Annotated in this window: 27 protein-coding genes and 1 pseudogene; 13 read left to right on the top strand and 15 right to left on the bottom strand. The window is 41.6% G+C overall.

Annotation, left to right across the window (positions count from 1 at the left end):
- Window positions 1-418: 418 nt before the first annotated feature.
- From IM319_RS15460 to IM319_RS15420, 9 genes are all read left to right on the top strand, one after another.
- Window positions 419-730 (top strand): hypothetical protein, encoded by a 312-nt coding sequence (locus tag IM319_RS15460; protein ID WP_287736173.1) that lies wholly within the window; start codon window positions 419-421, stop codon window positions 728-730.
- A 337-nt stretch (window positions 731-1,067) separates the two neighbouring features.
- Window positions 1,068-1,556, top strand: coding sequence for a hypothetical protein (locus tag IM319_RS15455; RefSeq protein ID WP_287736172.1), 489 nt, complete (start codon window positions 1,068-1,070; stop codon window positions 1,554-1,556).
- A gap of 171 nt (window positions 1,557-1,727) precedes the next feature.
- Entirely contained in the window at window positions 1,728-2,075 is a 348-nt protein-coding gene (locus tag IM319_RS15450) for an NADH-quinone oxidoreductase subunit K (protein WP_286827234.1), read from the top strand.
- Entirely contained in the window at window positions 2,072-3,508 is a 1,437-nt protein-coding gene (locus IM319_RS15445; protein WP_287736170.1) for a cation:proton antiporter, read from the top strand. The genes IM319_RS15450 and IM319_RS15445 overlap by 4 nt, the downstream gene beginning before the upstream one ends.
- Window positions 3,505-3,888, top strand: a complete 384-nt coding sequence (locus IM319_RS15440) for a Na+/H+ antiporter subunit E (protein ID WP_286827237.1) — start codon at window positions 3,505-3,507, stop codon at window positions 3,886-3,888. The genes IM319_RS15445 and IM319_RS15440 overlap by 4 nt, the downstream gene beginning before the upstream one ends.
- Window positions 3,885-4,136, top strand: a complete 252-nt coding sequence (locus IM319_RS15435; RefSeq protein WP_002739224.1) for a hypothetical protein — start codon at window positions 3,885-3,887, stop codon at window positions 4,134-4,136. The genes IM319_RS15440 and IM319_RS15435 overlap by 4 nt, the downstream gene beginning before the upstream one ends.
- Window positions 4,133-4,402, top strand: a complete 270-nt coding sequence (locus IM319_RS15430) for a monovalent cation/H(+) antiporter subunit G (protein ID WP_158199043.1) — start codon at window positions 4,133-4,135, stop codon at window positions 4,400-4,402. Before IM319_RS15435 ends, IM319_RS15430 begins: the two co-directional genes overlap by 4 nt.
- A gap of 8 nt (window positions 4,403-4,410) precedes the next feature.
- On the top strand, window positions 4,411-4,953 hold the full coding sequence (locus IM319_RS15425; protein WP_046662752.1) for a DUF4040 domain-containing protein: 543 nt from the start codon (window positions 4,411-4,413) through the stop codon (window positions 4,951-4,953).
- Window positions 4,953-5,615, top strand: coding sequence for a Na(+)/H(+) antiporter subunit B (locus tag IM319_RS15420; protein WP_159252951.1), 663 nt, complete (start codon window positions 4,953-4,955; stop codon window positions 5,613-5,615). The genes IM319_RS15425 and IM319_RS15420 overlap by 1 nt, the downstream gene beginning before the upstream one ends.
- 387 nt (window positions 5,616-6,002) lie before the next feature.
- On the opposite strand, the gene IM319_RS15415 is transcribed toward IM319_RS15420, so the two are convergent.
- Window positions 6,003-8,174 (bottom strand): EF-hand domain-containing protein, encoded by a 2,172-nt coding sequence (locus tag IM319_RS15415; protein WP_287736169.1) that lies wholly within the window; start codon window positions 8,172-8,174, stop codon window positions 6,003-6,005.
- 293 nt (window positions 8,175-8,467) lie between these two features.
- Here IM319_RS15415 and lepB point away from each other — a divergent pair, with 293 nt between their 5' ends.
- The gene (gene lepB, locus IM319_RS15410; protein WP_287685684.1) at window positions 8,468-9,064 is read left to right on the top strand and encodes a signal peptidase I; all 597 of its coding nucleotides are present in this window, start codon (window positions 8,468-8,470) and stop codon (window positions 9,062-9,064) included.
- Between the two features lie 59 nt (window positions 9,065-9,123).
- Here the strand turns inward: lepB and IM319_RS15405 are convergent, their stop codons facing one another.
- The 3 genes from IM319_RS15405 to IM319_RS15395 form a co-directional block, all read right to left on the bottom strand.
- Window positions 9,124-10,095, bottom strand: coding sequence for a ribose-phosphate pyrophosphokinase (locus IM319_RS15405; RefSeq protein ID WP_079207867.1), 972 nt, complete (start codon window positions 10,093-10,095; stop codon window positions 9,124-9,126).
- Between the two features lie 130 nt (window positions 10,096-10,225).
- Window positions 10,226-12,019 (bottom strand): translational GTPase TypA, encoded by a 1,794-nt coding sequence (typA, locus tag IM319_RS15400; protein WP_286827247.1) that lies wholly within the window; start codon window positions 12,017-12,019, stop codon window positions 10,226-10,228.
- A 164-nt stretch (window positions 12,020-12,183) separates the two neighbouring features.
- Window positions 12,184-12,888: a DUF1997 domain-containing protein gene (locus tag IM319_RS15395; RefSeq protein ID WP_286827248.1), complete on the bottom strand. Its 705-nt coding sequence runs from the start codon at window positions 12,886-12,888 to the stop codon at window positions 12,184-12,186.
- Window positions 12,889-13,011: 123 nt separating this feature from the next.
- Between IM319_RS15395 and IM319_RS15390 the strand changes: the two genes are divergently transcribed.
- Complete coding sequence (locus IM319_RS15390) at window positions 13,012-13,671, top strand: SDR family oxidoreductase (protein WP_287736167.1); 660 nt, start codon at window positions 13,012-13,014, stop codon at window positions 13,669-13,671.
- Window positions 13,672-13,816: 145 nt separating this feature from the next.
- Here IM319_RS15390 and IM319_RS15385 read toward each other — a convergent pair whose 3' ends face one another.
- The 8 genes from IM319_RS15385 to IM319_RS15350 form a co-directional block, all read right to left on the bottom strand.
- The gene (locus IM319_RS15385) at window positions 13,817-14,380 is read right to left on the bottom strand and encodes a Uma2 family endonuclease (RefSeq protein WP_149107238.1); all 564 of its coding nucleotides are present in this window, start codon (window positions 14,378-14,380) and stop codon (window positions 13,817-13,819) included.
- A gap of 176 nt (window positions 14,381-14,556) precedes the next feature.
- Complete coding sequence (locus tag IM319_RS15380; RefSeq protein WP_287736165.1) at window positions 14,557-15,159, bottom strand: hypothetical protein; 603 nt, start codon at window positions 15,157-15,159, stop codon at window positions 14,557-14,559.
- 30 nt (window positions 15,160-15,189) lie between these two features.
- Window positions 15,190-15,732 (bottom strand): hypothetical protein, encoded by a 543-nt coding sequence (locus IM319_RS15375; RefSeq protein ID WP_287736164.1) that lies wholly within the window; start codon window positions 15,730-15,732, stop codon window positions 15,190-15,192.
- Between the two features lie 17 nt (window positions 15,733-15,749).
- Entirely contained in the window at window positions 15,750-15,944 is a 195-nt protein-coding gene (locus tag IM319_RS15370) for a hypothetical protein (RefSeq protein ID WP_287672296.1), read from the bottom strand.
- A gap of 253 nt (window positions 15,945-16,197) precedes the next feature.
- Window positions 16,198-17,541 (bottom strand): Mov34/MPN/PAD-1 family protein, encoded by a 1,344-nt coding sequence (locus IM319_RS15365; protein ID WP_287736162.1) that lies wholly within the window; start codon window positions 17,539-17,541, stop codon window positions 16,198-16,200.
- A 102-nt stretch (window positions 17,542-17,643) separates the two neighbouring features.
- Window positions 17,644-18,138, bottom strand: a complete 495-nt coding sequence (locus IM319_RS15360) for a ubiquitin-conjugating enzyme E2 (protein WP_287736161.1) — start codon at window positions 18,136-18,138, stop codon at window positions 17,644-17,646.
- 2 nt (window positions 18,139-18,140) lie between these two features.
- Complete coding sequence (locus IM319_RS15355) at window positions 18,141-18,392, bottom strand: EsaB/YukD family protein (protein ID WP_287736160.1); 252 nt, start codon at window positions 18,390-18,392, stop codon at window positions 18,141-18,143.
- Between the two features lie 8 nt (window positions 18,393-18,400).
- Window positions 18,401-19,552: a HesA/MoeB/ThiF family protein gene (locus tag IM319_RS15350; protein ID WP_287736159.1), complete on the bottom strand. Its 1,152-nt coding sequence runs from the start codon at window positions 19,550-19,552 to the stop codon at window positions 18,401-18,403.
- Window positions 19,553-19,649: 97 nt separating this feature from the next.
- On the opposite strand from IM319_RS15350, the gene IM319_RS15345 reads away from it, so the two are divergent.
- Window positions 19,650-20,201, top strand: coding sequence for a helix-turn-helix domain-containing protein (locus IM319_RS15345; protein ID WP_287736158.1), 552 nt, complete (start codon window positions 19,650-19,652; stop codon window positions 20,199-20,201).
- A gap of 38 nt (window positions 20,202-20,239) precedes the next feature.
- Here the strand turns inward: IM319_RS15345 and IM319_RS15340 are convergent, their stop codons facing one another.
- Both IM319_RS15340 and IM319_RS15335 read right to left on the bottom strand, forming a co-directional pair.
- Window positions 20,240-20,542, bottom strand: coding sequence for a hypothetical protein (locus IM319_RS15340; RefSeq protein ID WP_287736156.1), 303 nt, complete (start codon window positions 20,540-20,542; stop codon window positions 20,240-20,242).
- Between the two features lie 170 nt (window positions 20,543-20,712).
- The gene (locus tag IM319_RS15335; protein WP_287736155.1) at window positions 20,713-21,405 is read right to left on the bottom strand and encodes a response regulator transcription factor; all 693 of its coding nucleotides are present in this window, start codon (window positions 21,403-21,405) and stop codon (window positions 20,713-20,715) included.
- Window positions 21,406-21,450: 45 nt separating this feature from the next.
- On the opposite strand from IM319_RS15335, the pseudogene IM319_RS15330 reads away from it, so the two are divergent.
- Window positions 21,451-22,497: pseudogene (locus tag IM319_RS15330) on the top strand (histidine kinase dimerization/phospho-acceptor domain-containing protein); the annotation flags it as partial.
- Window positions 22,498-22,522: 25 nt separating this feature from the next.
- Here the strand turns inward: IM319_RS15330 and IM319_RS15325 are convergent.
- On the bottom strand, window positions 22,523-22,636 hold a 114-nt coding region (locus IM319_RS15325; protein WP_130758671.1), incomplete at its 5' end, for a transposase.

Genomic DNA, 22,636 nt, shown 5'->3' with positions numbered 1-22,636 from the left:
TCAACCTTATTTCCTAGAAAGTTTTACTCGTTCAAGGCCGAATTTGAAGTCTTTTCTGAACGAAACCCCTTACTATCTGTTGTCAAGGTTCAGTTTTTAGCTTGGTTATCGCTTTTTCCATTGTAGCTTAAAGCCGTCCTCAAAGGACGGGGTTTTAACCCAAATTTTCGATAAAACAGACGAGGGGATAGTCGTTCGGGCAAAGATTCGAGACTATGCTCTTAATGAGCAGTTTTATCTTTGTGCCTATTGCTGCCAGCAAATCAAAGAAATTAATGCTTGCCATAATGAGCATTTAGAAGCTCAAAAGCTAAATCCTAAACGTACGCTCGACTTTTCAAATATTGTTGCTAGTTGTAATACCCCCAATCAATGCGGTGATGCACATAAATCTCAACACCTACCCCTAACTCCCCTGATGACAGAATGTGAAACAGAACTACGATTCAAAATTAGTGGACGGGTAGAAGGATTGAGCGATCGGGCAGCTGTCACGATTCGAGTTTTAAATTTGGGTGACCATGAGACAAATAACCGTGCTCTGATCGAAAAACGGAAGCAATTGTCTAATGCTTTATTATGGGCAAATCATATAAATCCAGATGACGGCTTAGAGGATGATGAAATATTAAATATATTAATCAGTGACCTATCACAACCTCAGCAAGATCATATGGAACCTTTCACTCCAGTAGTAATTAATATCTTGAGAAGTCGGCTCCAGGCTTAAGAGTAACCGTCTTGATAAATCTGCCCTAAATTAAAACCTAAAACAGACAGATAACAACTCAAATGCAGCGGACGGTTAAAAGCTGTTGGTGCTGAGTTCAAAGTTATCTGCCGCCGCTGATTTGAACCGTTAGGCGGATTTTATTAAGGAGACAAAGCAGATGAAATTAAGTGCTGCATTTTGAGCCAGCAGCACCCGATATCAAATCTAAAATGGTGACAGCGTAAGCGGCAGCAAACCCAGTCAACCCAGAAGAGCCAGAAAAATTAATTGTATATGCCCTGAGCAAAATCTCGCTTAGAAAAATTAGAAAATCTGAGAAAAGTTCAGGGATGGGATGGAAAGAGTGATTGTAATTCTGGACTCTAACATTTTAAGCTTATTTGTAACCCCGATCGGTGAAGACTGGCCAGAAGATCAAAAGTTATTTACAGAAGTTTATCAATGTACCGAATGGTTTTATCGTCTGCTGGCAAGAGGAGCTTGTCTGACTTCATCTGATCTATGTGATTATGAGGTTAGACGAGAATTGATTAGGATAAAAAGTAAAAGCGTGCAAGAATTAGATAAGTTAAGGAATGTAATTGAGTTTCAGAAAGTCAGTTTTATTTTACTACAAAAAGCCGCTGATCTTTGGGCTGAGTTGAGAGCAATAGGTCAACCAAACAAAGTTAAAGAAAATATTGATATAGATTGTATCCTATCGGCTCAATGGTCTCTACTCAAAGAAAAATATCCCAATCGTCAGGTTATTATTGCCACCAAAAATATCAAAGATTTTCAAAACGTTAATCATTGCCCCCTCTGGCAAGATATACATTGTTAAAGCGAAATTGCTTGCTTTCATTTTTTCAATAATAATTATAGATCCAAGACAATCTATTTACACCTGAAAAATTCCCCCATAATCTTGAGAATTTTTTGATCAATTGGGACTCGATCGAGGATAATTAGAAGAAATATTTTGACTCATAACCAAATCTAATCAAGAAGCCCAGTGACGATTCCCCTCCTAGAGTTGTTTGTATTCGCCACCGTTTTGTGCGGATTTTTGGGAACATTCCTGAAAAAAAACTTAATCATGAAGATTATCGCCATGGATGTCATGAGTACGGGCGTTATCGCCTACTATGTGGTGATAGCTTCCCGTGACGGTTTATTTACTCCCATCCTCGGTACAGTTAAACAGCAAAATTACGCTGATCCTGTACCCCAAGCAGTGATTTTAACAGCGATCGTCATCGGTTTTTCCATTCAGGCGTTAATGCTGGTGGGAGTAATGAAATTAGCCAAAGATAACCCCACCCTAGACAGTGCTGAGATTGAGAAGAATAATACACCATGAATACTTTAACGATCGCTTGGATAAGTTTACCCTTTTTGATCGGCTTTATCATCTATTTACTGCCGCGATTAGACAAATATCTGGCTCTCGCCACCACTATTATCTCTCTCGCCTATTCTCTCCTTTTATTTAGCCAATCCTCCCCCATAACCCTCAACCTACTGGATAACTATGGCGTGAAACTGGTAGCCGATCAGTTAAGTGCCTATTTTATCCTCACCAATGCCCTGGTGACGATGGCGGTGATCTTTTATAACTGGGAAAGTAGCAAAACCGCCTTTTTTTACGCTCAAGCTATCATTCTCCACGGCAGTATTAACTCTGTCTTCGTCTGTGAAGATTTTATTAGCGTTTACGTTGCCCTAGAAGTAATTAGTATTGCCGCTTTTCTGGTGATTGCCTATCCTCGCAGCGATCGCTCTCTCTGGGTTGCCCTGCGTTATCTGTTTATCAGCAATGTGGCGATGTTATTTTACCTTATTGGCGCAGTTTTAGTCTATAAAGCCAATAATTCCTTTGCTTTTGCCGGTTTAAAGGACGCACCTCCCGAAGCCTTGGCTTTAATCTTCATGGGATTATTAGTCAAAGGGGGAATCTTTGTCTCGGGATTATGGCTACCGATGACACACTCGGAATCGGAAACCTCCGTCTCGGCGCTGATGTCGGGGGTGGTGGTAAAAGCTGGCATTTTTCCCCTCCTGCGCTGTGCTTTAATCCTAGAGGATTTGGATGTCCTAATTCGGCTTTTCGGGGTGCTAACGGCGATTTTTGGCGTATCCTATGCAGTGTTTGAAAAGGATAGCAAGCGGATGTTAGCCTTCCATACTATTTCCCAATTAGGTTTTATTTTAGCCGCCCCGGTAGTCAGTGGTTTTTATACCCTTACCCACGGTTTAGTTAAATCTTGCCTATTTCTGTTAGCGGGAGTTTTACCCAGTCGCAATTTTAAAGAATTACAGCAACAATCGCTCCCTAATTCCCTCTGGATTGCCCTAGTGGTTGCTAGTTTTTCTATCTCTGGATTCCCCTTATTATCCGGTTTTGGGGCGAAAGCGTTAACGATGAAAAATTTAGTCCCCTGGCAAGAGATTATGATCAATCTTGTGGCGGTGGGGACGGCGATTTCCTTTGCTAAATTTATCTTTTTACCCCACGCAGGTGGCGAAAGTAAACAGAAGCTAACTATCGGTTTCTGGATAGCAATAATTCTGCTCCTTGCCGCCCTATTTTTATCCAATGCCGTCTATGTGGAAGCTTATAATCTACCCAATATTATCAAAGCTTTAGCGGTCATCGGTGCGGGGTGGTGGTTATATCTGGGAGTTTTCAAAAAGTTATCCCTGAAATTATCGCGATCCTTGGAACAATTTGATAATCTCGTCGGCATGATGAGTGTAATGTTAGTTCTATTGTTTTGGATGGTTTTAGCATGATTGGACATATAATTCTGCGTTTAACTATGTGGTTTTTGCTCACCGCTAATTTCACACCTGCTAATATTATGATCGGGGTAGCTATTGCTTTTCTTTTGCCTCGTAATTTCGCCTCTAGCGAAACTTTAGGCGATTGGTTAAAGGTAATAATTAAAGTTTTGATGGCTATTCCCCAAGCTTATATGGAAGCGTTTGAAATTATCTTTCGTCCCCACAAGGAAGAAGAAATTATTTTAGAGAGAATTTCAGGTAAACGTTCACCCAGATTGGCTTTTTGGGACATATTTCTCATTACTTTTACCCCGAAAACTATCGTCACCGAATACAAGGAAAATGAGGGTTATGAAGTTCATCTAATTAAACGGAGTAAACAGGGATGAATATTGTTCTCATTGCCATGATTGTCGCCCTATTAATTCCCCTTTATGAAGTGGCAAAAAATGATGACATCTGGCAAAAAATGGCCGCCTTTGCCAGTGCTTCCAGTAAATCATCGATTATTATTCTAGTAGTGTCAGTTCTGCGGGATGATTGGATGATTGGAGTGGTAGCAGTGATTATTCTCAGTGTCGGTAATGCCGGCTTTATGTTATTAGCACAAATTCTTAAACGACTGAACGAATCATGATTAACATTTTGAGTTATATCTGCATCGCTATCGGAGTTTTTTTCTGGTTTTGGGGAACGGCGCATCTTTTAGACAAGCGCTCGGTATTATATAAATTACACGGTCTATCTGTGGCTGATACATTAGGTTCCATGGCGATTATTTTCGGGCTACTTTTGAAAGTTCCCCAAAATTGGCCTTTATTATTATTGGCAATAATTTCCTTAGCTATCTGGAACACCATGTTAGGCTACGTTTTAGCTTATACTTCTAGCGAGCGAGAGTAAAATTAAAGATGAATGAAAGTTATCTCTATGTTATTGTTGCCCTCTTGCCTTTAACTGCGGCGATGGTAATGTTACAATCCAATCCCTACCAAGCTCTAGTAATTCGTGGGGTTTTAGGGGCAATAGCCGCTTTAGTTTATGCTTTATTAGGGGCAGCAGATGTGTCTTTAACCGAAGCTTTAATGGGAACCATGTTAGCCGTAACTCTCTACGCGGTGGCGATTCGTTCCTCTTTAGTGATGCGTTTAGGAGTAATTGCCGAGGAAACCGATACAGTTTTAGAACAGTTAAAAACTCAACTACAAACGGTTTTAAGTAAACGTTTTATGCGTTTAGAATTAGTTGCCTACAGTGATAAACAAGCTTTGCAACAGGCACTTATGGATAAAGATATTCATGCCGTCTGTATCCGTCAAGACAATCCGGAAACTATCCCCTACGAAACCACAATTAGATTACCCTATCTCTACGATATTTTTAAAAATGAATTAACGGCAGCAAACACGATTTTAACTTGTATTGAAACCCCAAAATTAGAGGAGAAACACTAATGAAATGGATTTATACTCTAGCCGCCATTGCCTTCGCTGTCAAAATGGTAATTATTCCGAATACTGCTTCCTCTGTATCATCCTTAGAAATTGTTGAATCCCTAGTGCGCGACGGTGGTGTTCCTAATGCGGTTTCGGTGGTGATTTTCCGTAATCGTCTCTACGATACCATCTATGAAGTGATTGTTTTTACCATTGCCATTATGGGGGCAAATTTTCTTTTAGCCACCGAAAAACCCGCCAGTAAAATCCATCAATTTACTGACCAACCTTCAATTATTTTAGCCCGTTTAGGGGCAACAATTGCCGCTTTAGTGGGCATTGAATTAGCTATCCGCGGCCATTTAAGTCCGGGGGGAGGTTTTGCCGCCGGAGTCGCCGGAGGTACGGCAATTGGCTTAATAGCCATTACCTCCTCTCCCGAATGGATGCAAGCAATTTATCGCCGTTGGCAAGCGGCAACATGGGAGAAAATTTCCGTCTTAGTTTTTATTGTTTTAGCCGCTATTACTCTCTCAGGATTTGAGTTACCCCACGGGGAATTAGGGGCGCTATTTAGTGGCGGCATTTTACCTATACTAAATATTTTAGTCGCCGTTAAAGTAGCTTTAGGTTCCTGGGCAGTAATCCTCGTTTTTATCCGCTATCGCGGTTTATTGTGAAGTGTAGATGGACAAATAGAAGAAAGTTGCTTAAAAAAGCTTGACAAAAGCCCTCAACTTGCCTTATACTTTCTAGTATAATGGGAATCCGTGCCTGCCTGCGAACAGCTATTTTTTTAAAGAAAAAAAGGAGTCCGGGAAAATCAAGACTCCTTAACTGAAGACAGTTTATTTAGGGTTTGCTGAATAAATCTAAAAACCTTGTTGGATAAGGCTTTTAGACTTTTTTCCCCTCAAAAAGTGCTGACCATTGGAGTGATCGGGGGTAAAATTGAGGTACTTTTTCCCTGAAAATTAGGTAATTGACCCCCTGAAAATGGGTAAAACCCCACACCCCACACCCCACACCCTACACCCTACCCCCACGAAAAACTTTTTCAGCAGACCCTATTTATGGAATTGGTGGAGTAGGTTGCGAAATTCCGGAAAACTAATCTGATTATCGCGACCGGTATCGGCCTGCTTTGACATAGCTTCGATTTCCTTGTCTGTCACCCCCGGTTTGATCGCCTCAATACAAGCTTTCAAATCCTCAAGGCTAATTTGTCCCGAACCATCACTATCGAATAGCTGGAATCTTGCCAATAAAATTCTTTCCTGTTGATCACGATCGCTCTCACTACTAAAAGATAGACGATCAAAGACCTGAAAAGCGCGGGCGATATTCTGCCATAATTGATGGGCCAGAGGACGATGGAGAATGGTTTCCTCCTCCTGACTGGTAATTCTGTACTGGCGACGCAAAGACTCGACAGTTTCCGTTTCTGCGGCCGGCAATTCCGTCAACAAATGCTTGATCGCCTCCCTGGAACCCTTACCGGTCAACACTTCCAGTAATTCCGATCCCACCTTGTGATCGGGGTCTTTTTTCCATGTCACCAACAAACTTTCTAACAAAGCATCGCGATAGCTCTGCAAACGCAACCAATCCTCGCGACTATACTGCTTTTCTGGATCGAGAAGTTCGGCCGATTCCACACTCAACTCTGTTAAAATTGCCTGATGTTCGGCCTCGGTAATCGTCAACTCTAAGCGCATTTGTTCTAGGATTTCGAGGCTGTGGCCGAAGTCAGTATATCCCTGCTCCAAAGCCTCTTTTAACACGGCTTTATAGGCTTTTAAACCCTTCTGGTGGGTGAAATCCGGCAGTATCTTGGCCAACACATAGACTTCATCCGCGTGCAAAGCATCCAGCGATCGCCGATCGAGATATTTAGCCGTATCGAGATCGAGTTTACCTAACTGTTTACGCAATCTTCCCGCTAGTCCTTCCCGTTGGTAAAGACCCGGATTTCTTGTCCAAGTGCGATGTAACCATAAACTACTCAAAACCGCCGGTAAAATACTAGCGAAATAATGCCAAATTTCCGGCAAAAGATTAATCCAAGGACGACCAGCGAAAATAAAGAAGAAATTGAAAATCAGAAAAGTTCCGACAGCAAAGACTCGGTGACGGATAATTTCGGTCGGTAAGGGTGACTTTTGGCGGATTCTATAGACTTTGTAGGCATTTTCAACTTTTTTACCGAGAAAGTAACCCAAAAAAGTGCAGATTGCCAAAGTCAAAGGGACAGCTACCAACTTCGGAATCGCAATTGCCTGACCTGCAAGGTAAAAACCCGGTTTAAAGAGTGCTTCTAGTTGATTTTCTTCGTGCGCCCAAGCTCCAGAGAAATAATAGTCCCAATTGCCAGAATAGAGATAATAATAGATAGAATAGCCAAAAATTAAGCCAAAATAACCATAATAAAGCCATTGGCGCTCTCTCTTAGTAATCCCATCCCAATAGGATCTTTCCGCATCGATATCGATACAGGGACTCTGACAGGCAACACAGGCACTTTGTTCGCTACCATCTTCCCGGACAATACGACACATAGATTGAGTAATCCCACCGCGACTGTCTTCGTGAGCGGTACTATTCAGTAAACCCCTCGGTTCACCGTAAATCCTTTCAACTGGACTCATGGGACAGAAATAGTTACACCAAGATTTGCCCCCATACCAATAACCAACAAAGATCGCCACTAGAATAGTAAAGATTAAAAAGCTGCCTAAGACTAAGCGATCGGAATTATCAAAGAGAATCCGTCCGCATAAACCCAAAAATAACAGACTTAATTGTAGATAGAGATAATTCCGAGCTAACCAAGAGTTTTTCGGCACTTTATAGATTTCATAGCGGACTTTTCCCGATTTATCGGTCTGTTTTTTCTGACGCTGTTTACCCAAAGCGCGCGGTATTTGAGAAAGAAAGGATAAAGGACAGATACGCCGCCAGAGTTCGTGACCGAAAACTAATAAGATAAAAATGCTACTAGGAACCACTATTCCCCAAAAAATCGGCGCAGCTAACTGATAGGAGGATTGGGGTAGGCAAACTCCCTGGACTTTAGTACACACATGGGGATCAACTCTCAGGGGACTAGCAAGATTGTTAGGATCGGTTAATTGTGCCGAAATCGGGTCAAAAAACAGAGAAAATATCAGAATTAACCAAGCGATGGTAACAACCCATCGCAGATAGTGCATCGAACGTTCGGGAATTTGTGCAAACATGGATCTGGTAGTGACGTTGAAGATACTTTTAAGCGAGATTAGGGGTTCAATCCTCGAATTCTCAAGCTTTTACTTTAATAGCGGCGAAAAACTCTACTTTTTGACAGACTACATCACCGTTTTCTACCCCCGAGGAAATTCCCCTTCGGGCAGCAGGATGCGGCCTTGACAAATTAACAGTGATCCGGTAGGTGTGGGAAAATTGTCTTAAAATATTATCTACGCTGCTACTATCACTAAACTAGAACATTAAAGAGCGTATTGGCTTAATCCTTATAAAAAGTTAAAATTCTATGGCTGAAAGCTTGAACCATAAATCCGAAAAACCCTCTCCTCCTCCCGTCCCCCAAGAAAACCCTTGGCTAGAAGCAGTCAAAACCATTGTCACGGCTGGAATTTTGGCTTTTGGCATCCGCACTTTTGTGGCTGAGGCCCGTTATATTCCCTCTTCTTCCATGGAACCCACTCTCCAGATTAACGATCGCCTAATTATCGAGAAAGTTAGCTATCATTTTCAGAAGCCAGAACGGGGTGATATAGTGGTTTTTAGTCCGACAGCCGCTCTGAAAGCCCAAAATTTTCAGGATGCTTTTATTAAACGGGTGATTGGACTGCCGGGGGATAAGGTGCAAGTCAAAAACGGTCTAGTTTACGTCAATGGTAAAGCTTTAGCGGAAAAGTATATTGCCGAAGAACCTAATTATACTTTCGGACCAGTGACAGTTCCCCCCGATCAATATCTGGTTTTGGGCGATAATCGCAATAATAGTTATGATTCCCACGCTTGGGGCTTTGTTCCCCGAGAAAACTTAATCGGTCGCGCCGTGGTGCGTTTTTGGCCCTTCGATCGTCTGGGAGGACTTGACAACCCCGACGCTGCCACAAAATAGCATTAATGTCAAGAAAATAAATATAAAAATTCCCCCTAAAACTAGGGGGATTCGAGCATCTATTTGAACATATTACTCACGGAATTGTCCTCATGGATGCGCCATATTGCCTCCCCCAGAATCGGGGCAACCGGCAAGACTTTCAGCTGCGGGAAAAGATGTTCTTGGGGGACGGGAATCGTGTTAGTAACGATCACTTCCTCGACTATACCACTGGATAAACGCTCGATCGCCGGACCAGAAAAAACCGGATGGGTGGCACAAGCATAAACCTGTCGCGCCCCCTTGGCTTTCAGTAACTGCGCCCCTTGAGCGATCGTACCAGCCGTATCGATCATATCATCGACTAAAACCGCCGTTTTATCCTTAACATCGCCGATCAAGTTCATCACTTCCGCCACATTATGGGTTTGCCGGCGTTTGTCAATAATTGCGAGGGGAGCATCACTGAGTTTTTTGGCAAAAGCCCGCGCCCTAGCCACCCCACCCACATCGGGAGAAACCACGACGATATCGGGTAATTGTTTACTGAGAAGATAGTCCACCACCACTGGGGAACCATAGACGTGATCGAAGGGAATATCGAAATAACCTTGAATTTGGGCTGAATGCAAATCCATGGCCAACACGCGACTTGCCCCCGCTTCCGTGATCAGATTAGCCACCAGTTTAGCGGCGATCGATTCCCGTCCAGCGGTTTTGCGATCGGCGCGAGCATAACCATAATAGGGAATTACGGCGGTAATTTGTCGGGCAGAAGCACGACGACAGGCATCAATCATGATCAACAATTCCATCAAATGATCGTTGACGGGATTGCAACAGGGTTGAATTAAATAGACATCACAGCCGCGGATCGATTCCTGAATCTGGATGTACAATTCACCATCGGCGAAACGTTTACGAATCATCGGACCCACATCCATGCCCAGATAACGGGCCACCTCTTGGGCAAGAGATACATTAGCGGATCCCGAAAAGAGACGGAGACGATTGCTGTCCGACGCGGCGGGAAACATCGGATGTCGCATCAAAGTAGCAGAATAGCTCACAGCAGATTCTTTACCCTCAAACTCAAGGCACTTTTTTCTATCATCTCAGTTTTGTTGAAAATCTGAGTGGATTTCTTTGTTAGATCTCGATCATAACCAATTGAGATCATCAACGTTTGGCTAACTTTTTCACCGGTAATTTACGCAGACGGATCGATTTCGGGGTAATTTCTACCAACTCATCCGGTCCGATGTATTCGAGGGCGCGTTCGAGACTCATATCCACGGGGGATTGTAACTGAACCAATTCATCCCCGGTGGCGGAACGATGGTTAGTTAACTGTTTAGTTTTGCAGATATTGATCTCCACGTCTTGGGGCCGGTTGCTTTCGCCGATAATCATGTTTTTGTACACTTTTGTCCCCGGAGTAATAAAGAATACTCCCCGGTCCTCGGCGTTTTTGAGGGCGTAGAAAGTGGCGACTCCTTCCTCAAAGGCAGTAATCACGCCATTGTAACGGGTGGCTAATTCCCCGGAGAAAGGACGATATTCCAGAAAACTATGGTTCATAATCCCTTCACCGCGACTCAGACGGATAAATTCGCCTCGGAAACCGATTAAACCCCGGGCCGGAATCACGAATTCCAATTGAGTACGGCCATTGCTGCCCGTCTGCATATCCTGCATTTCCCCTTTCCGTTGGCCGAGACGTTCGATACTCGAACCCACCGCTTCTTCGGGTACATCTAAAACGAGGTATTCGTAGGGTTCGCAGGGTTGACCGTTAATTTCCCGATAGATAACTTGCGGCTGCGATACTTGGAATTCGTAGCCTTCCCGACGCATGGTTTCGATGAGAATGCCTAAATGCAGTTCTCCCCGTCCCGAAACTAGGAATTTCTCGGCAGAATCACTTTCTTCCACCCGCAGAGCGACGTTAGTTTCTAATTCTCGCATTAGACGATCGCGAATTTGCCGCGAGGTGACAAAAGTGCCTTCCTGACCGGCAAAAGGAGAATCGTTCACCGAGAAGGTCATTTGTAGGGTCGGTTCATCGACTTTAATTAGGGGTAAAGCTTGCGGGTCATCGGCTAAAGTTACCGTTTCCCCGATGTTAGCGTCGGCAAAACCAGCCACAGCAACGATATTACCGGCGCTGGCTTCGTTTAGTTCCACCCGTTTGAGACCCTCAAAACCAAGAAGTTTTGTTATTTTACCCTTGACAATCGCGCCCGTATCCTTTACTAAAGCGGCCTGTTGACCGGCTTTAATTACGCCGTTGTGGATGCGGCCGATAACGATGCGTCCTAAGTATTCTGAGTAATCGAGGGTGGTTACTTGCAGCTGTAGGGGTTTGTTAACGTCCCCAGCCGGTGGTGGAACGTGGTGTAAAATCGCCTCAAAGAGGGGCTGCATATCTTTGTTTTCCTCTTCGAGACTTTCTTTGGCGAATCCTTGCATCCCCGAAGCGAACAGAGTAGTAAAATCACATTGGTCGTCATCAGCACCCAGTTCCACAAACAGATCGAAAACTTTGTCCACGGCTAGGTTAGGATCGACGTTAGGGCGATCGATTTTATTGACGACGACAATCGGTCTTAATCCCTTTTCTAGGGCTTTTTTCAGCACAAAACGGGTTTGGGGCATCGGCCCCTCGTTAGCATCGACAATCAGGATACAACCATCTACCATACCTAAAACCCGTTCCACTTCGCCACCAAAGTCGGCGTGACCGGGAGTATCGACGATGTTAATCAGGGTGTCTTGGTAACGAACGGCGGTGTTTTTGGCCAAGATGGTGATACCGCGTTCTCTTTCGAGGTCATTGGAATCCATGACGCAGGTGGGTACATCTTCCCCTTCTCGAAAGATTCCCGACTGTTTGAGGAGTGCATCGACGAGGGTGGTTTTCCCGTGGTCAACGTGAGCAATGATAGCAACGTTACGGATAGGCAGAGACATAAAATATTGAAGTAGTTTTAGGTTTATTTTTACAAGTAAACATTTCTTAATAATTCTAGCTTAGACTGACCAGCACCGTTAGCAAATCTTTATTTTTCCTTGGTTTCCCATCAGCAAGCTCTACTGCTTACTGTTGACAGACACAACAACAGGCCTCCCAAACCCTAAGCAAGCAACCCACCCTCGGAGGAGTCCAGACGATAGAAAAGACGACTGGAGGCGGGGGGTAGGGGTAAATTGAAGCTAGAGTGAAAATCCTCTTGCACTTTGTAGGTTAAGCGGGGGGAAACTTGGCGAACAATTTGCGTCAACAGTTTATCACCGGTTTTTTGGAGAATGGAACGGGGAATTTTATAAACAAACTTGGGAAACTTAACCATAACATCCATCTGTAGTTCCCAGGTGACTTGGGTGATAACCGCCGGAATATCCCGTCCCCGTTGCCGAAAAATTGCCTGAATTTCCCGACTAGGAGAAGATAGCGGCATTTCCTCTAGTTTCATAATTGCCTGATAATCCACTAGATAGCCCAAAAACGGTTGATCGGGAATGGGGACACTGCGAGTATGATAGACTCCATTGACGGGAGGATCAAGAACTACAGCAATCTTCGGCTCTAGTTCATAGCCAAAAGCTCCATATTTACCGATGGTGATAATATAACCATTGTCACCGAAGGGCAGAGTTTTCATCGGTTCGGCACAACGACAAAACCAACCTTCGTGAGCGCGGAGATAATCGGCAACCTTGTCCTGATTGCTATACATATCCATGCACCCGGCAAAATGGGTTTGAAAACCGAGAAATTGATTGTCTTCTTTGACTTCTACAGATTCGAGAGCTAGGGAGTTAATGGGGGGATGCTGCATGACTTAAAACCTGGAAAATGATAGTGCTAGAAACAGTTGGGGATTAACTGCCAAAGGATCAGGGAAATTTGTAGAATTGAGATTAGTGTAACGTATTGTTAAAAACCATGAGGTCAAGAAGCGATGAAAGCATTTGTAGCAGGAGCTACGGGGGAAACAGGACGGAGAATAGTTGCCCAATTAGTCGAACGTCAGATTCCCGTACGCGCTTTGGTGAGAAACCCAGAGAAAGCGGCAGAAATTTTGCCCGCAGGGGTGGAAATCGTCGTCGGAGATGTCCAACAGGCCGATAAGTTAGAGGCACTAATCGCTGATTGTAGCGTTTTACTATGCGCCACGGGAGCCAGACCGAGTTTTAATCCCACGGAACCTTTGTTAGTAGATTACTTGGGAACTAAAAATCTCATCGATGCCGCAAAAAAGAAAGGAATCGAGCATTTTGTTCTCGTTACTTCCCTCTGTGTATCCAACTTTTTCCACCCCCTCAATCTATTTTGGTTAATTTTATTCTGGAAAAAACAAGCGGAAGCCTATTTAATCAATAGTGGCTTAACCTATACGATTGTGCGCCCCGGCGGCCTTAAAAATGAGGATAATCTTAATGCAATTAAAATGTCATCCGCAGATACCCTGTCCGAGGGCAATATTCCCCGCACGAAAGTGGCTTCCGTTTGCGTAGAATCCCTATTTTATCCCGCCGCTAACAATAAAATTATCGAAATTGTTGCTCCCTCAGATGCTCCCAATCTCGATTGGTCACAATTGTTTCAAAGTGTCGGCTAAACAGTGAACAGTAATCAGTGATCAGTAATCAGTGATCAGTAATCAGTAAACAGCAAACAGTAATCAGTGAACTGATAACCCAAATGTGAAAACTAAAAACTCATATCTGATAACTGGTAACTGATAACTGGTAACTGATAATCCGTTAACCTCTTAACCAGTCAAATAATTGACCGAGGGTGATTTGAAAATTCGTCGCAAAAGCGGGGACGGGTAAAAGAGCATTTTCTGATTCAAAAATAGCGATAGTTCGATCACTAAAATAAACAAAGATAATTTCTTCTTCAGGGTCGATTAACCAACCCATTTGAGTGCCGTGATCCAGACAATAAAGAATATTTTTAACAACTTTAGTCTGATTTTGATCGGGAGAGAGAATTTCAATCAACCAGTCAGGAGCGATCGCAAAAGTATTTAATACTTTTCCCTCGCCATCGCGAGGAATATTTTCCCAGAGAAAAACTGAAACATCAGGAACTAGAGAACGACTGCCAAAAGTACAACGCAATTCAGGATAGGCACGGGCAATTCGTTGGGGTTTTAGACTGGCGTTAATAGCTGGAACTAAATCACCTTGAATAGTGCTATGTTTACCTTGGAGCATCGGTTTAGGAATAATTTGACCGTCAATAAATTCCTTGCGGGGTTTAGTTTCTGGTAATTGTAGAAATTCCCTTATTGTCAGGGAATTATTAACAGTTACAACCATAAAATTTTTTTATTGATCGCTATGATCGTTAATTTTATCGCAATTTCTCCAAGCAGAGAAGATCAAAAACGGGGCGTTGTCAAATTGAAAGATGATCCGAATCAGATGGGAACTCAAATTACTTTGATAGCAAGGATTGCATTGCATCTTTCATATTCTGATCTGACAACGCCACTTTACAAATCTTGCCAAGAAATATTAGGAATAAACTGACCGATTATCTCCGGATCATCAGTCCATTCAATTTCTGTAATTTCTCTTCTGGGAGTTACCGCAGTAAGTTTAGATTCAATTGATAAAAGCAGGACTGCGTTTAGCCATGACTCGCTGTAATGGGAAAAATCGCTAACATTAACTAAGCCAAATTTTAACAGAGTACATTTTGAGATTAGTGCGGATGAATTTATCAAAAAAGTAGTGGAAGTTTCTAATAATCGGGAAAGACTCAATAAACTTAATAAATATCGATGTAAGGGGTTGCTCAGATCAAATTGATCTTCGGTAAATTCAGTGTTGTTTAAACTAATTTCTTGATTTAGAAAGTAAATAACCCCGTTTTGAGGTGTTTTAAAAACAAGAATATTGTCTAATTCTTCAATGGGTTGTAAAGATTGAAAAATTTGATTAGCTGATTCGGTTACTTGATAATAATTACCCGCTTGAAGATGTTTAAGTTGCTCATAGAAATATTGAGGTAAAATAATATCTTTACCGAAGTCTAAGATTAACGCTGGATTTTGAATACATAAATCAGGTTCAATTCCGTAAATTTGCTTCATTTTTGGTTTCCTTTTTTAAGTCAAATTAAATTAATCATTATCAGGTAAAGTATATAATCGAGTGTGTTCACTACTTCCACATTGATTACACCTATTTCCACTTTCTTGCCAACTATCTTGACGATGAGCTAGAGTACAGTTACTACAGAAATAAACCTGTTGCCTAGGTCGAAATTCTTCTTGAGTTAAGAGATCTTTTGTCCCAATGACTGATTTTAATAATTCTTGAATGGTGTAATTATAGTCAGTATCTAAAAAGGCAGTATTGTTATTCGTAGAATGATCATTAGATGAATCTTCTAAAAAATCGTTTGATTCCCATACTTCAACTAATTCAAACTCAGGTAAAGTAAATTCTTGTGGGTTAGAATTAGATAATTCGGGAGGAATATCCCGCCATACTATTGAAGATTGATCAGGTGTGGGAGTAGGTCGATTAGATGATGATGTGGAAATATCTCGCCATCTAATTGAGGAGGGGTGGGAAGGTAGTCTCGAACCGTTGGCTTTATTAAAACAATAAATAATAATTCCAGCAATAAAAATACATCCAACAGCAACTAACCAAAACATAGATATAACCCATTAAATTATCCACGATCTTCCCATTTAATTTGTCTTAAATGAACGGGACTCGGTACGGTATAAGCTTTAGTGCTGTTTCCATGACCACAGGAACTACATTGACAATTATTATATTGCCAACTATCTTCATGATAGGCTAATCGATGGACTGAACATAGATAAACTTTCTCTCCAGGCCGAAAGGTTTCTTGACTAATCATATCTCTAATTTCTCCTTGACTTATATCAATTAATATATTATGAAGATAATCAGGGGGAGCAGCAATGGACGTACTTTTAGAAGACGATGATGATTGGGAACTACTACCACTGCTTCCATTAGAGCTATTATTGCTAATAGCTCCTATTACGATTATTATAGCAAGGATTATCCACCCAATCGGAAACCATGCAATTAAAGCTAGAAGATATATGATACCAAGCCAACCAGAACATCCAGAATTACTGTTATTGTTACTCATAATAACCCCTTCCTGATTCTTTTAATCCCTCCCTGATTCTTTGTAGATGAGAAGTGTTTTTAGTTAGATATTCAATACGATTTGGTATGTAAATAACGCTATCTACACTTTCTCCACTTTTTCCTAAATCTTCTTGATTGGGATTTGAATTGTAGCTATACATAAAGAAAATAAAGCCTTTATCAGCATTCTCGCCGACTGATATAGGAATACTTCTATCTTGGATATTCTTTCCTTGAAAGTAAGTATCAAAATGAGGATCAAAAATAGATCGAGCATCGACGATATCCATTTTTCGAGATAAATCAATTTCTTGATATTTTAAATTAACCGATTGAATTGACTGTTTTTGTGAGGGTTTAGCGACAAGCAGTTTAACTCTTCCACCACTACCAAGCTTATCCCCACCTTTAAAAACAGAAGACTTAAGATACTCTGGGTGGCTATCGCTTAACTCCCTTAGGTTTTGAAAATCTTTTGATGACATTTCTTCTATGTAAAATTCAAACGGAGAGTTATGTTGTTGACTGTTAAAGATATTCCCTAAACCTAGTAAATTAGCAAGTAGGAAAAGGAAGATAACAATTATTAACGATAATATCAGAATTCCGATGACATCTGAATTTTGTTTAGGTCTTCTGGTCTTTCTTGGTGGACTATCTCGCCAGCCTATTTGATCTTTATCTGTTCTTTCTTCTTGATATTTTTCATCTTGTAAATTAGCCCCAACATTTCCATAAATTTTAGGTTGAATTTGTTTAGCCGTTCTTCCCAGAAAAAATTTCATGTCTTCACGACAGGGATCATAAACAATAGATAAGCACCAAGGATGATAAAAAAATGCCTGTTGCGTGTTCATATCTGTCCCAGACATAAAAGCACTTAAATTGGGATGAGAGTGATACCAACCCACAATATTATCGTCTGGATGTTGTGCCTTAGCATAGTCCATAATTCCAGTCCAAGAATGGGGGGTAAAATCTAAATGTGCGCCTGTGCCAACAGTTGCAGGAGCAGCCACGGCTGCGGTAATATCAACATAGATTCCCAAACCAGTATCTTGATAGGCATTCCCGAAAAGAATTCCTCCTTGTTCAACTCTTAGGTTAGTTTTTAAATGAGTTTTCAGATTGCTTAAAGCATCTGCATTAATATATACTCTATATACGCTTTCTTTAGGTTGAAGATTAATACCTTTTTGTGCCATAAAATCACGGAGATTCTTAGGAATGGGTTTATAAACATCATCACTTTCTTCCCAGATGATATTTACTTCTTCTTGCTGATTTCGTCTTCTATTTTGATAAGAATCGGGAAATTCAGAGCGGTTAGACATGATAATTTACCTATAAAATAGTGAACAAAGAAATGTTGACGGATATTGAGGGCAATCATCTAACAGAAAATTGCCCATTCTTTTTCTACCTTAAAGATTAGCCTAACTGATATCAGTCCAACCAAGATTAACTTTTAAGGTTTGGGTATCAACGGGAAAGCGTGACATATTATTACTAGCCCAAGTTTTTGCTGTACCATTAGCAGGACTGTTTAAATTTAGGACATCTGTAGAGTATTGAATAATTTTGCCAATTCTCAAAATTAACTCAGTTACGGTTTCTCCCGGTGTCCAATAATCTCCTAGACAGACATTTTGGTTAGGAAAAACATTAGGATGAAAAATGGGCGTTAAAAACTTTGCATCGGGTTTTTCTCTAGGATAATTAGTTCCTAGTATGATTTTTACCTGATGAGTATTGCGATAAACAGGGTTATTTCCATTAACTGTTTCTATCCCCTTACATCGGTATTCGATGATATATTCATAGGGAGGATTTCCTGTTTTAGAAATCAGTCTTAAACTGCCACCAGAATTCGCAATTAATTCTGAGACTTGTCGTAAATCATTGGTTAGCCTTGTTTCTCTAACGCCCATAATTAACCTCCCTCTAAGATAGGATAAACTACTAAAAGATCGCCATTTTGAACTCCTGCTGAAGCTAAAGTGCTTGAACCATTTAAGTTTTGCCCTGTACTCTCTAAACGTACTGCATAATCCCTATCAGCAGGTAAATTCCATTTGGATTGAGTAGTAGAAACAATTTGATCTACTGTCAAAGTGGCAGGTAAAGTTACAGCAGCTTTACGGGTTCCATCTGCCATACGAACGGTAACAGATAAATCGCTCATAGTTCCTCCTATGTTGGGCAAAATTGAATTGATATTCGACCTTGGGATGTCTCGCAATGTAGAATCTCGTTATGAGGAAGACATAATTGTTCAAGGTTAATAGGGTTTTGGGTAGTTGCTAAAGAGAATTTATCTAATATCTGAATCTGTCTTTCTTGTTGACAGTTAGGACATACAATATCTCTTTCAGCAAACTGAGAACGAGGAATATTGATCGGTTCTTGATCACCACAATTTAAGCATTGCATCCTATCAATGACTTCATTTCGTAGCCAAAGCACCGAATCAGAAAATCCAGACACATCTAACTGTTTAAGAATTTCCTCAACCGTTAAACTTGGTGAATAAGTTAACTTAATACTCGGTTCAAGGGTTAAATCATGGGCTAAACAATACTCTTGACGAGGAATTTTGACCTTAAAGGCATTCCAAGGATTTAAGTTCAGAAAAAGCTTTTCTCCTGCTTCTAATACCCCCTCTTTTTGGTGTAAATAAAGTAAAGCCTGTTGAACTTCCATTGCCGCAATAATGGAAGTAATTGTCGCAGTTGTGGGCATTGATTTCTCTGGGAGATCCCGTTTTAAACCTTGACAAGAATATCGCTGGTTGCGGCGTTTCCACATCCGATCTGTAATGGTACATTCATAACAAGCAGCATCGATGTTAGGATCGAAGAAACTGATTTCTCCATTAACCACACCAATTCCCCCATTAATCCACGGAATCCCCGCACGATAGGCCATGTTATTAATTGCCCAACGAGCATTAATACTGTCTAAACAACCAATAATAATGTCATGTTCCCGCACATTCCCGACACCAAGATCAAACTCTAAATCTCCCTGAATTGCTCTCACTGATATGTCGGGATTAATCTCTAGTATCATGCGACGGGCAACTTCGACTTTAGGCTGATTTACGTCTGACTCTCTAAATAAAACAGAACGAGTCAAATTAGTAATTGATACAGTATCAAAATCAATGACAGTGATGTGACCAACGCCAATTAAAGCCAGATTTTTCAGTACCTCATTCCCTAAAGCACCCGCCCCAACAACTAATACGTTTGCACGGGTAAGTTTGTCTTGATTCCACCAATCGATTAAACTATGTCGGGAATATCGTTCATCTGGTGGTAGAGATATATCAGTCCATTCCATTATTCTAAGAACGCTGAGGAATATAGGCTGTTTACTGATTTTATTCAGTACCCATACCGACATACTACCCCATGATTTCAGAAAAATATCAGGGTAAATGCTAACAAATATCAGATTTTTTGCTAAAATGCTATCAGGAGTTTATCAGGGTGTAACAACAATGCACAATGAGCCATTTACTCAAGCAGCACAACAGTGGGACTTACAAACCCTCTACGCTGATCTCACCTTTGCCAAAGGAAAACCCCTAACCCCTGTGGAAAAAACTCATCTGCGTGGCCTGCTGTGTGGCTGTAGTCCCTCAGAAATCGCTGAACAACTCCATAAAAACTCTAACGGGGTAGAGACGGATCTTTGTGCTACCGTTTATCGTTATGTTAAGAATTTACTGGATAAGAATAACGGACGTATTGATAATTGGCGTAATATTACCCAATGGTTAGAAGAAGCAGGTTACAAACATCCTTCTGCTGAAATTCCAATTAATAATGTATTGCCTGATAAAAGTGTTGTAAATATTACTAATATCAACTATGAAAATAAGCAAATAGTTATTCATTTCAATCTTGCCATCCCTACCTCAAATAATATGGGTCGTTATCAAAATGAATCAGAAAAAATTCAAGACCCTGAGAAAATGGATACATGATCATGTTCATAATCAGGGAAAAACTTCCAAAGAAGAAATCAGGAAACACCTCCCACACGGGCATATTCTAAAATCGACTGGCTAAGAGCATCGCGATCATCGCCGGTGAGATAATAATTCCGGCCGCCGATATCATTGAGAAATCGCAGTAGAGCAAGACAAGCGGACTCTAGATCCGCGCGGTGTCGGGCAGCCGCTAAAGCTTGTTCCGAGGTGGCATAAACTAGGCGATCGCTAATTCCTTCTCTGCCATCCACTCGCCAACATTGAAAAGAATAACCCTGCATTTCTGCGCTCAATTCAATCTGCCAACCGTGATAGTCAAATCGCGTGTAAATCATCTCAAGCAGCCCTTTGTAGGAAAGGAAAGTCACAGGTTTGACCGCTCTGATTGTCTAGAAGTCCCGCACCTGTCTAACTTTCTAATTTAACGGGTGATTATGGAAACCCCCTGCAAACTTCGTGCAGATTTCGTGCAGAAATGATTTTGTCCACTGTCTAAAGGCAGATATTACTTTAAACGATAACCAAGACCGTGAACGGTTTCAATAAAGTCTTCCGGCGCTCCCAGGGATTTTAGCTTGTGACGAAGACCGCGAATATGGGAAGTAACGGTTTCCTCGGCCGGAGAATCGTCCAAAGACCAAACTCGCTCAATAATACCCGATCGACTTAAGACCCGGCGCCCATGGGTAACAAGTAATTCTAAGAGAGCGAATTCCTTGGGGGTGAGGGAAAGAAGTTGACCGTTATAACTGGCCTCGTGGGTACTGGGATTTAACTGCAACCCCCCCCAAGATAATAAAACACTGCTGGTGCTGCTACCACGTCGGATCAAGGCCCGAATCCGCGCCATTAATTCGCCTAAATCGAAGGGTTTAGTGACATAATCATCGGCCCCTGCGTCTAATCCGTCGATTTTATCGATTACCGTATCCCTTGCGGTTAATAATAGGACGGGAACGGTGGCGTTTACCGAGACGGGATGATGGGATTGCGCTCGTCGCAGACGTTGACAGAGTAAAGTTCCGCTCAATTTTGGCAGGGTGACATCGAGAACTAAGAGGTCATATTTGCCTAATTCTAGCCAATTCCAGCCTTCTTCTCCGTCTCTAGCCACATCGACAACGTATTGTCGCTCGCTCAATGCCTCTCGCAAAATATCGGCTAGTTGAATATCATCTTCTACTACTAAAATTCGCATGGTCTAGAGATGGAGTAAGCTGGAAATAGTGTCAGTTAACTGCTGATGAATTGGCTCAAACAAGGAAAATGGATCGCGGGAGGTTTCGGGCTAACTGTCTTATTGATGGGAACTATTAGCCTAGTTTCCTATCGCAATACCCTCACCCTGCGTCAGCGCGCTGCCGAGGTGGAAGTTACCTACGAGATCATCGATAATCTCAGTAATCTTTACGCTAACATGGCCGTGGCCGAATCGGGAAGAAGGGGTTATATTAAAACTGGCAGCCCTAGCGAGTTAGGTCGTCATCGTCGGGCGATCGCTTTGATGCAATCTAACTGGCAACTCTTGGCCAAACAATTAGAAAACGGCACGGATTTCGAGCGGGAAATGGTGGCTCAGATCGGGGATTTAATGTATCGGCGAATTGCTTTATTTAATCAATCGATCGCCACCTATAAACCCGATCAGTCCGATGATATTTCTCAAGATGCAATCACGGTTAAAAGTGTCGAGTTCCGGGATAAGTTTCAAAATCTTCTTACCTATTTACAAGCTAGTCAGAAAAGGAATTTAAGAAGTAGCATCGCTAGTTCTAGGGATAGTATTCGCGAAAATTCTCTGTTGGGTTTACTGGGAACTTTTACTAGCTTTGGAATTATTTGCGGAGTTTATTTTTTAGTTTTTTGGCAACAGAAACAGCAACGAAATAGTGAAGAAATTCAACGTTTTTTACTACAGGAAAAAGAACTTTCTGATCTAAAAATTCAGCTTTTTTCAATGATATCTCATGAGTTCCGAACCCCTTTGACCGTGATTTTTTCCGCCTCGCAGTTATTAGAAAATGGCTTAAAAGATGCCGATCAGTCGAGCAGAAAAAACCTATATAGAATCCAGTCTTCTGTCAAGCTAATGAATCAATTCTTAACAGATATTTTGATTTTAACAAGGGCAGAATCTGGGAATCTCAGTTGTCAACTAGAGCCGCTCGATATTGAAGCTTTTTGTTTAAATTTAGTCGAGGATTTTCAATTTATCAATAAAAATAATACCCCGATTAAATTTGTCAGTCAGGGATTGATGATTCGTCCTTATCTAGATGAGAAACTGCTGGCTCTTCGTTACTCTTTATGCTAAATCAACAGACAAGATGCCAAGATAACATACTTCTAACCCAAAAATTCCGAAAGTTTCTAAAGCCATAGCCTCTTCGTTTTATTAGTTTAAGTTTATTGTTGATTCCCTCGACCAC

The sequence above is a fragment of the Microcystis sp. M113S1 genome (genome assembly GCF_020246945.1).
Taxonomy (GTDB): domain Bacteria; phylum Cyanobacteriota; class Cyanobacteriia; order Cyanobacteriales; family Microcystaceae; genus Microcystis.
This window is presented reverse-complemented; position numbering and strand designations above follow the sequence as displayed.

Coding starts and splice junctions, on each gene's coding strand:
- IM319_RS15355 (WP_287736160.1), bottom strand. CDS start 18,392: ATGAGCGATTTATCTGTTACCGTTCGTATGGCAGATGGAACCCGTAAA.
- IM319_RS15425 (WP_046662752.1), top strand. CDS start 4,411: ATGAATGAAAGTTATCTCTATGTTATTGTTGCCCTCTTGCCTTTAACT.
- IM319_RS15415 (WP_287736169.1), bottom strand. CDS start 8,174: ATGTTTGCACAAATTCCCGAACGTTCGATGCACTATCTGCGATGGGTT.
- IM319_RS15430 (WP_158199043.1), top strand. CDS start 4,133: ATGATTAACATTTTGAGTTATATCTGCATCGCTATCGGAGTTTTTTTC.
- IM319_RS15405 (WP_079207867.1), bottom strand. CDS start 10,095: ATGCGACATCCGATGTTTCCCGCCGCGTCGGACAGCAATCGTCTCCGT.
- IM319_RS15445 (WP_287736170.1), top strand. CDS start 2,072: ATGAATACTTTAACGATCGCTTGGATAAGTTTACCCTTTTTGATCGGC.
- IM319_RS15375 (WP_287736164.1), bottom strand. CDS start 15,732: ATGTTTTGGTTAGTTGCTGTTGGATGTATTTTTATTGCTGGAATTATT.
- IM319_RS15365 (WP_287736162.1), bottom strand. CDS start 17,541: ATGTCTAACCGCTCTGAATTTCCCGATTCTTATCAAAATAGAAGACGA.
- IM319_RS15395 (WP_286827248.1), bottom strand. CDS start 12,888: ATGCAGCATCCCCCCATTAACTCCCTAGCTCTCGAATCTGTAGAAGTC.
- IM319_RS15420 (WP_159252951.1), top strand. CDS start 4,953: ATGAAATGGATTTATACTCTAGCCGCCATTGCCTTCGCTGTCAAAATG.
- IM319_RS15340 (WP_287736156.1), bottom strand. CDS start 20,542: ATGATTTACACGCGATTTGACTATCACGGTTGGCAGATTGAATTGAGC.
- IM319_RS15380 (WP_287736165.1), bottom strand. CDS start 15,159: ATGAAGCAAATTTACGGAATTGAACCTGATTTATGTATTCAAAATCCA.
- lepB (WP_287685684.1), top strand. CDS start 8,468: ATGGCTGAAAGCTTGAACCATAAATCCGAAAAACCCTCTCCTCCTCCC.
- IM319_RS15350 (WP_287736159.1), bottom strand. CDS start 19,552: ATGGAATGGACTGATATATCTCTACCACCAGATGAACGATATTCCCGA.
- IM319_RS15390 (WP_287736167.1), top strand. CDS start 13,012: ATGAAAGCATTTGTAGCAGGAGCTACGGGGGAAACAGGACGGAGAATA.
- IM319_RS15455 (WP_287736172.1), top strand. CDS start 1,068: ATGGAAAGAGTGATTGTAATTCTGGACTCTAACATTTTAAGCTTATTT.
- IM319_RS15435 (WP_002739224.1), top strand. CDS start 3,885: ATGAATATTGTTCTCATTGCCATGATTGTCGCCCTATTAATTCCCCTT.
- IM319_RS15440 (WP_286827237.1), top strand. CDS start 3,505: ATGATTGGACATATAATTCTGCGTTTAACTATGTGGTTTTTGCTCACC.
- IM319_RS15360 (WP_287736161.1), bottom strand. CDS start 18,138: ATGGGCGTTAGAGAAACAAGGCTAACCAATGATTTACGACAAGTCTCA.
- IM319_RS15335 (WP_287736155.1), bottom strand. CDS start 21,405: ATGCGAATTTTAGTAGTAGAAGATGATATTCAACTAGCCGATATTTTG.
- IM319_RS15385 (WP_149107238.1), bottom strand. CDS start 14,380: ATGGTTGTAACTGTTAATAATTCCCTGACAATAAGGGAATTTCTACAA.
- IM319_RS15460 (WP_287736173.1), top strand. CDS start 419: ATGACAGAATGTGAAACAGAACTACGATTCAAAATTAGTGGACGGGTA.
- typA (WP_286827247.1), bottom strand. CDS start 12,019: ATGTCTCTGCCTATCCGTAACGTTGCTATCATTGCTCACGTTGACCAC.
- IM319_RS15370 (WP_287672296.1), bottom strand. CDS start 15,944: ATGATTAGTCAAGAAACCTTTCGGCCTGGAGAGAAAGTTTATCTATGT.
- IM319_RS15345 (WP_287736158.1), top strand. CDS start 19,650: ATGCTAACAAATATCAGATTTTTTGCTAAAATGCTATCAGGAGTTTAT.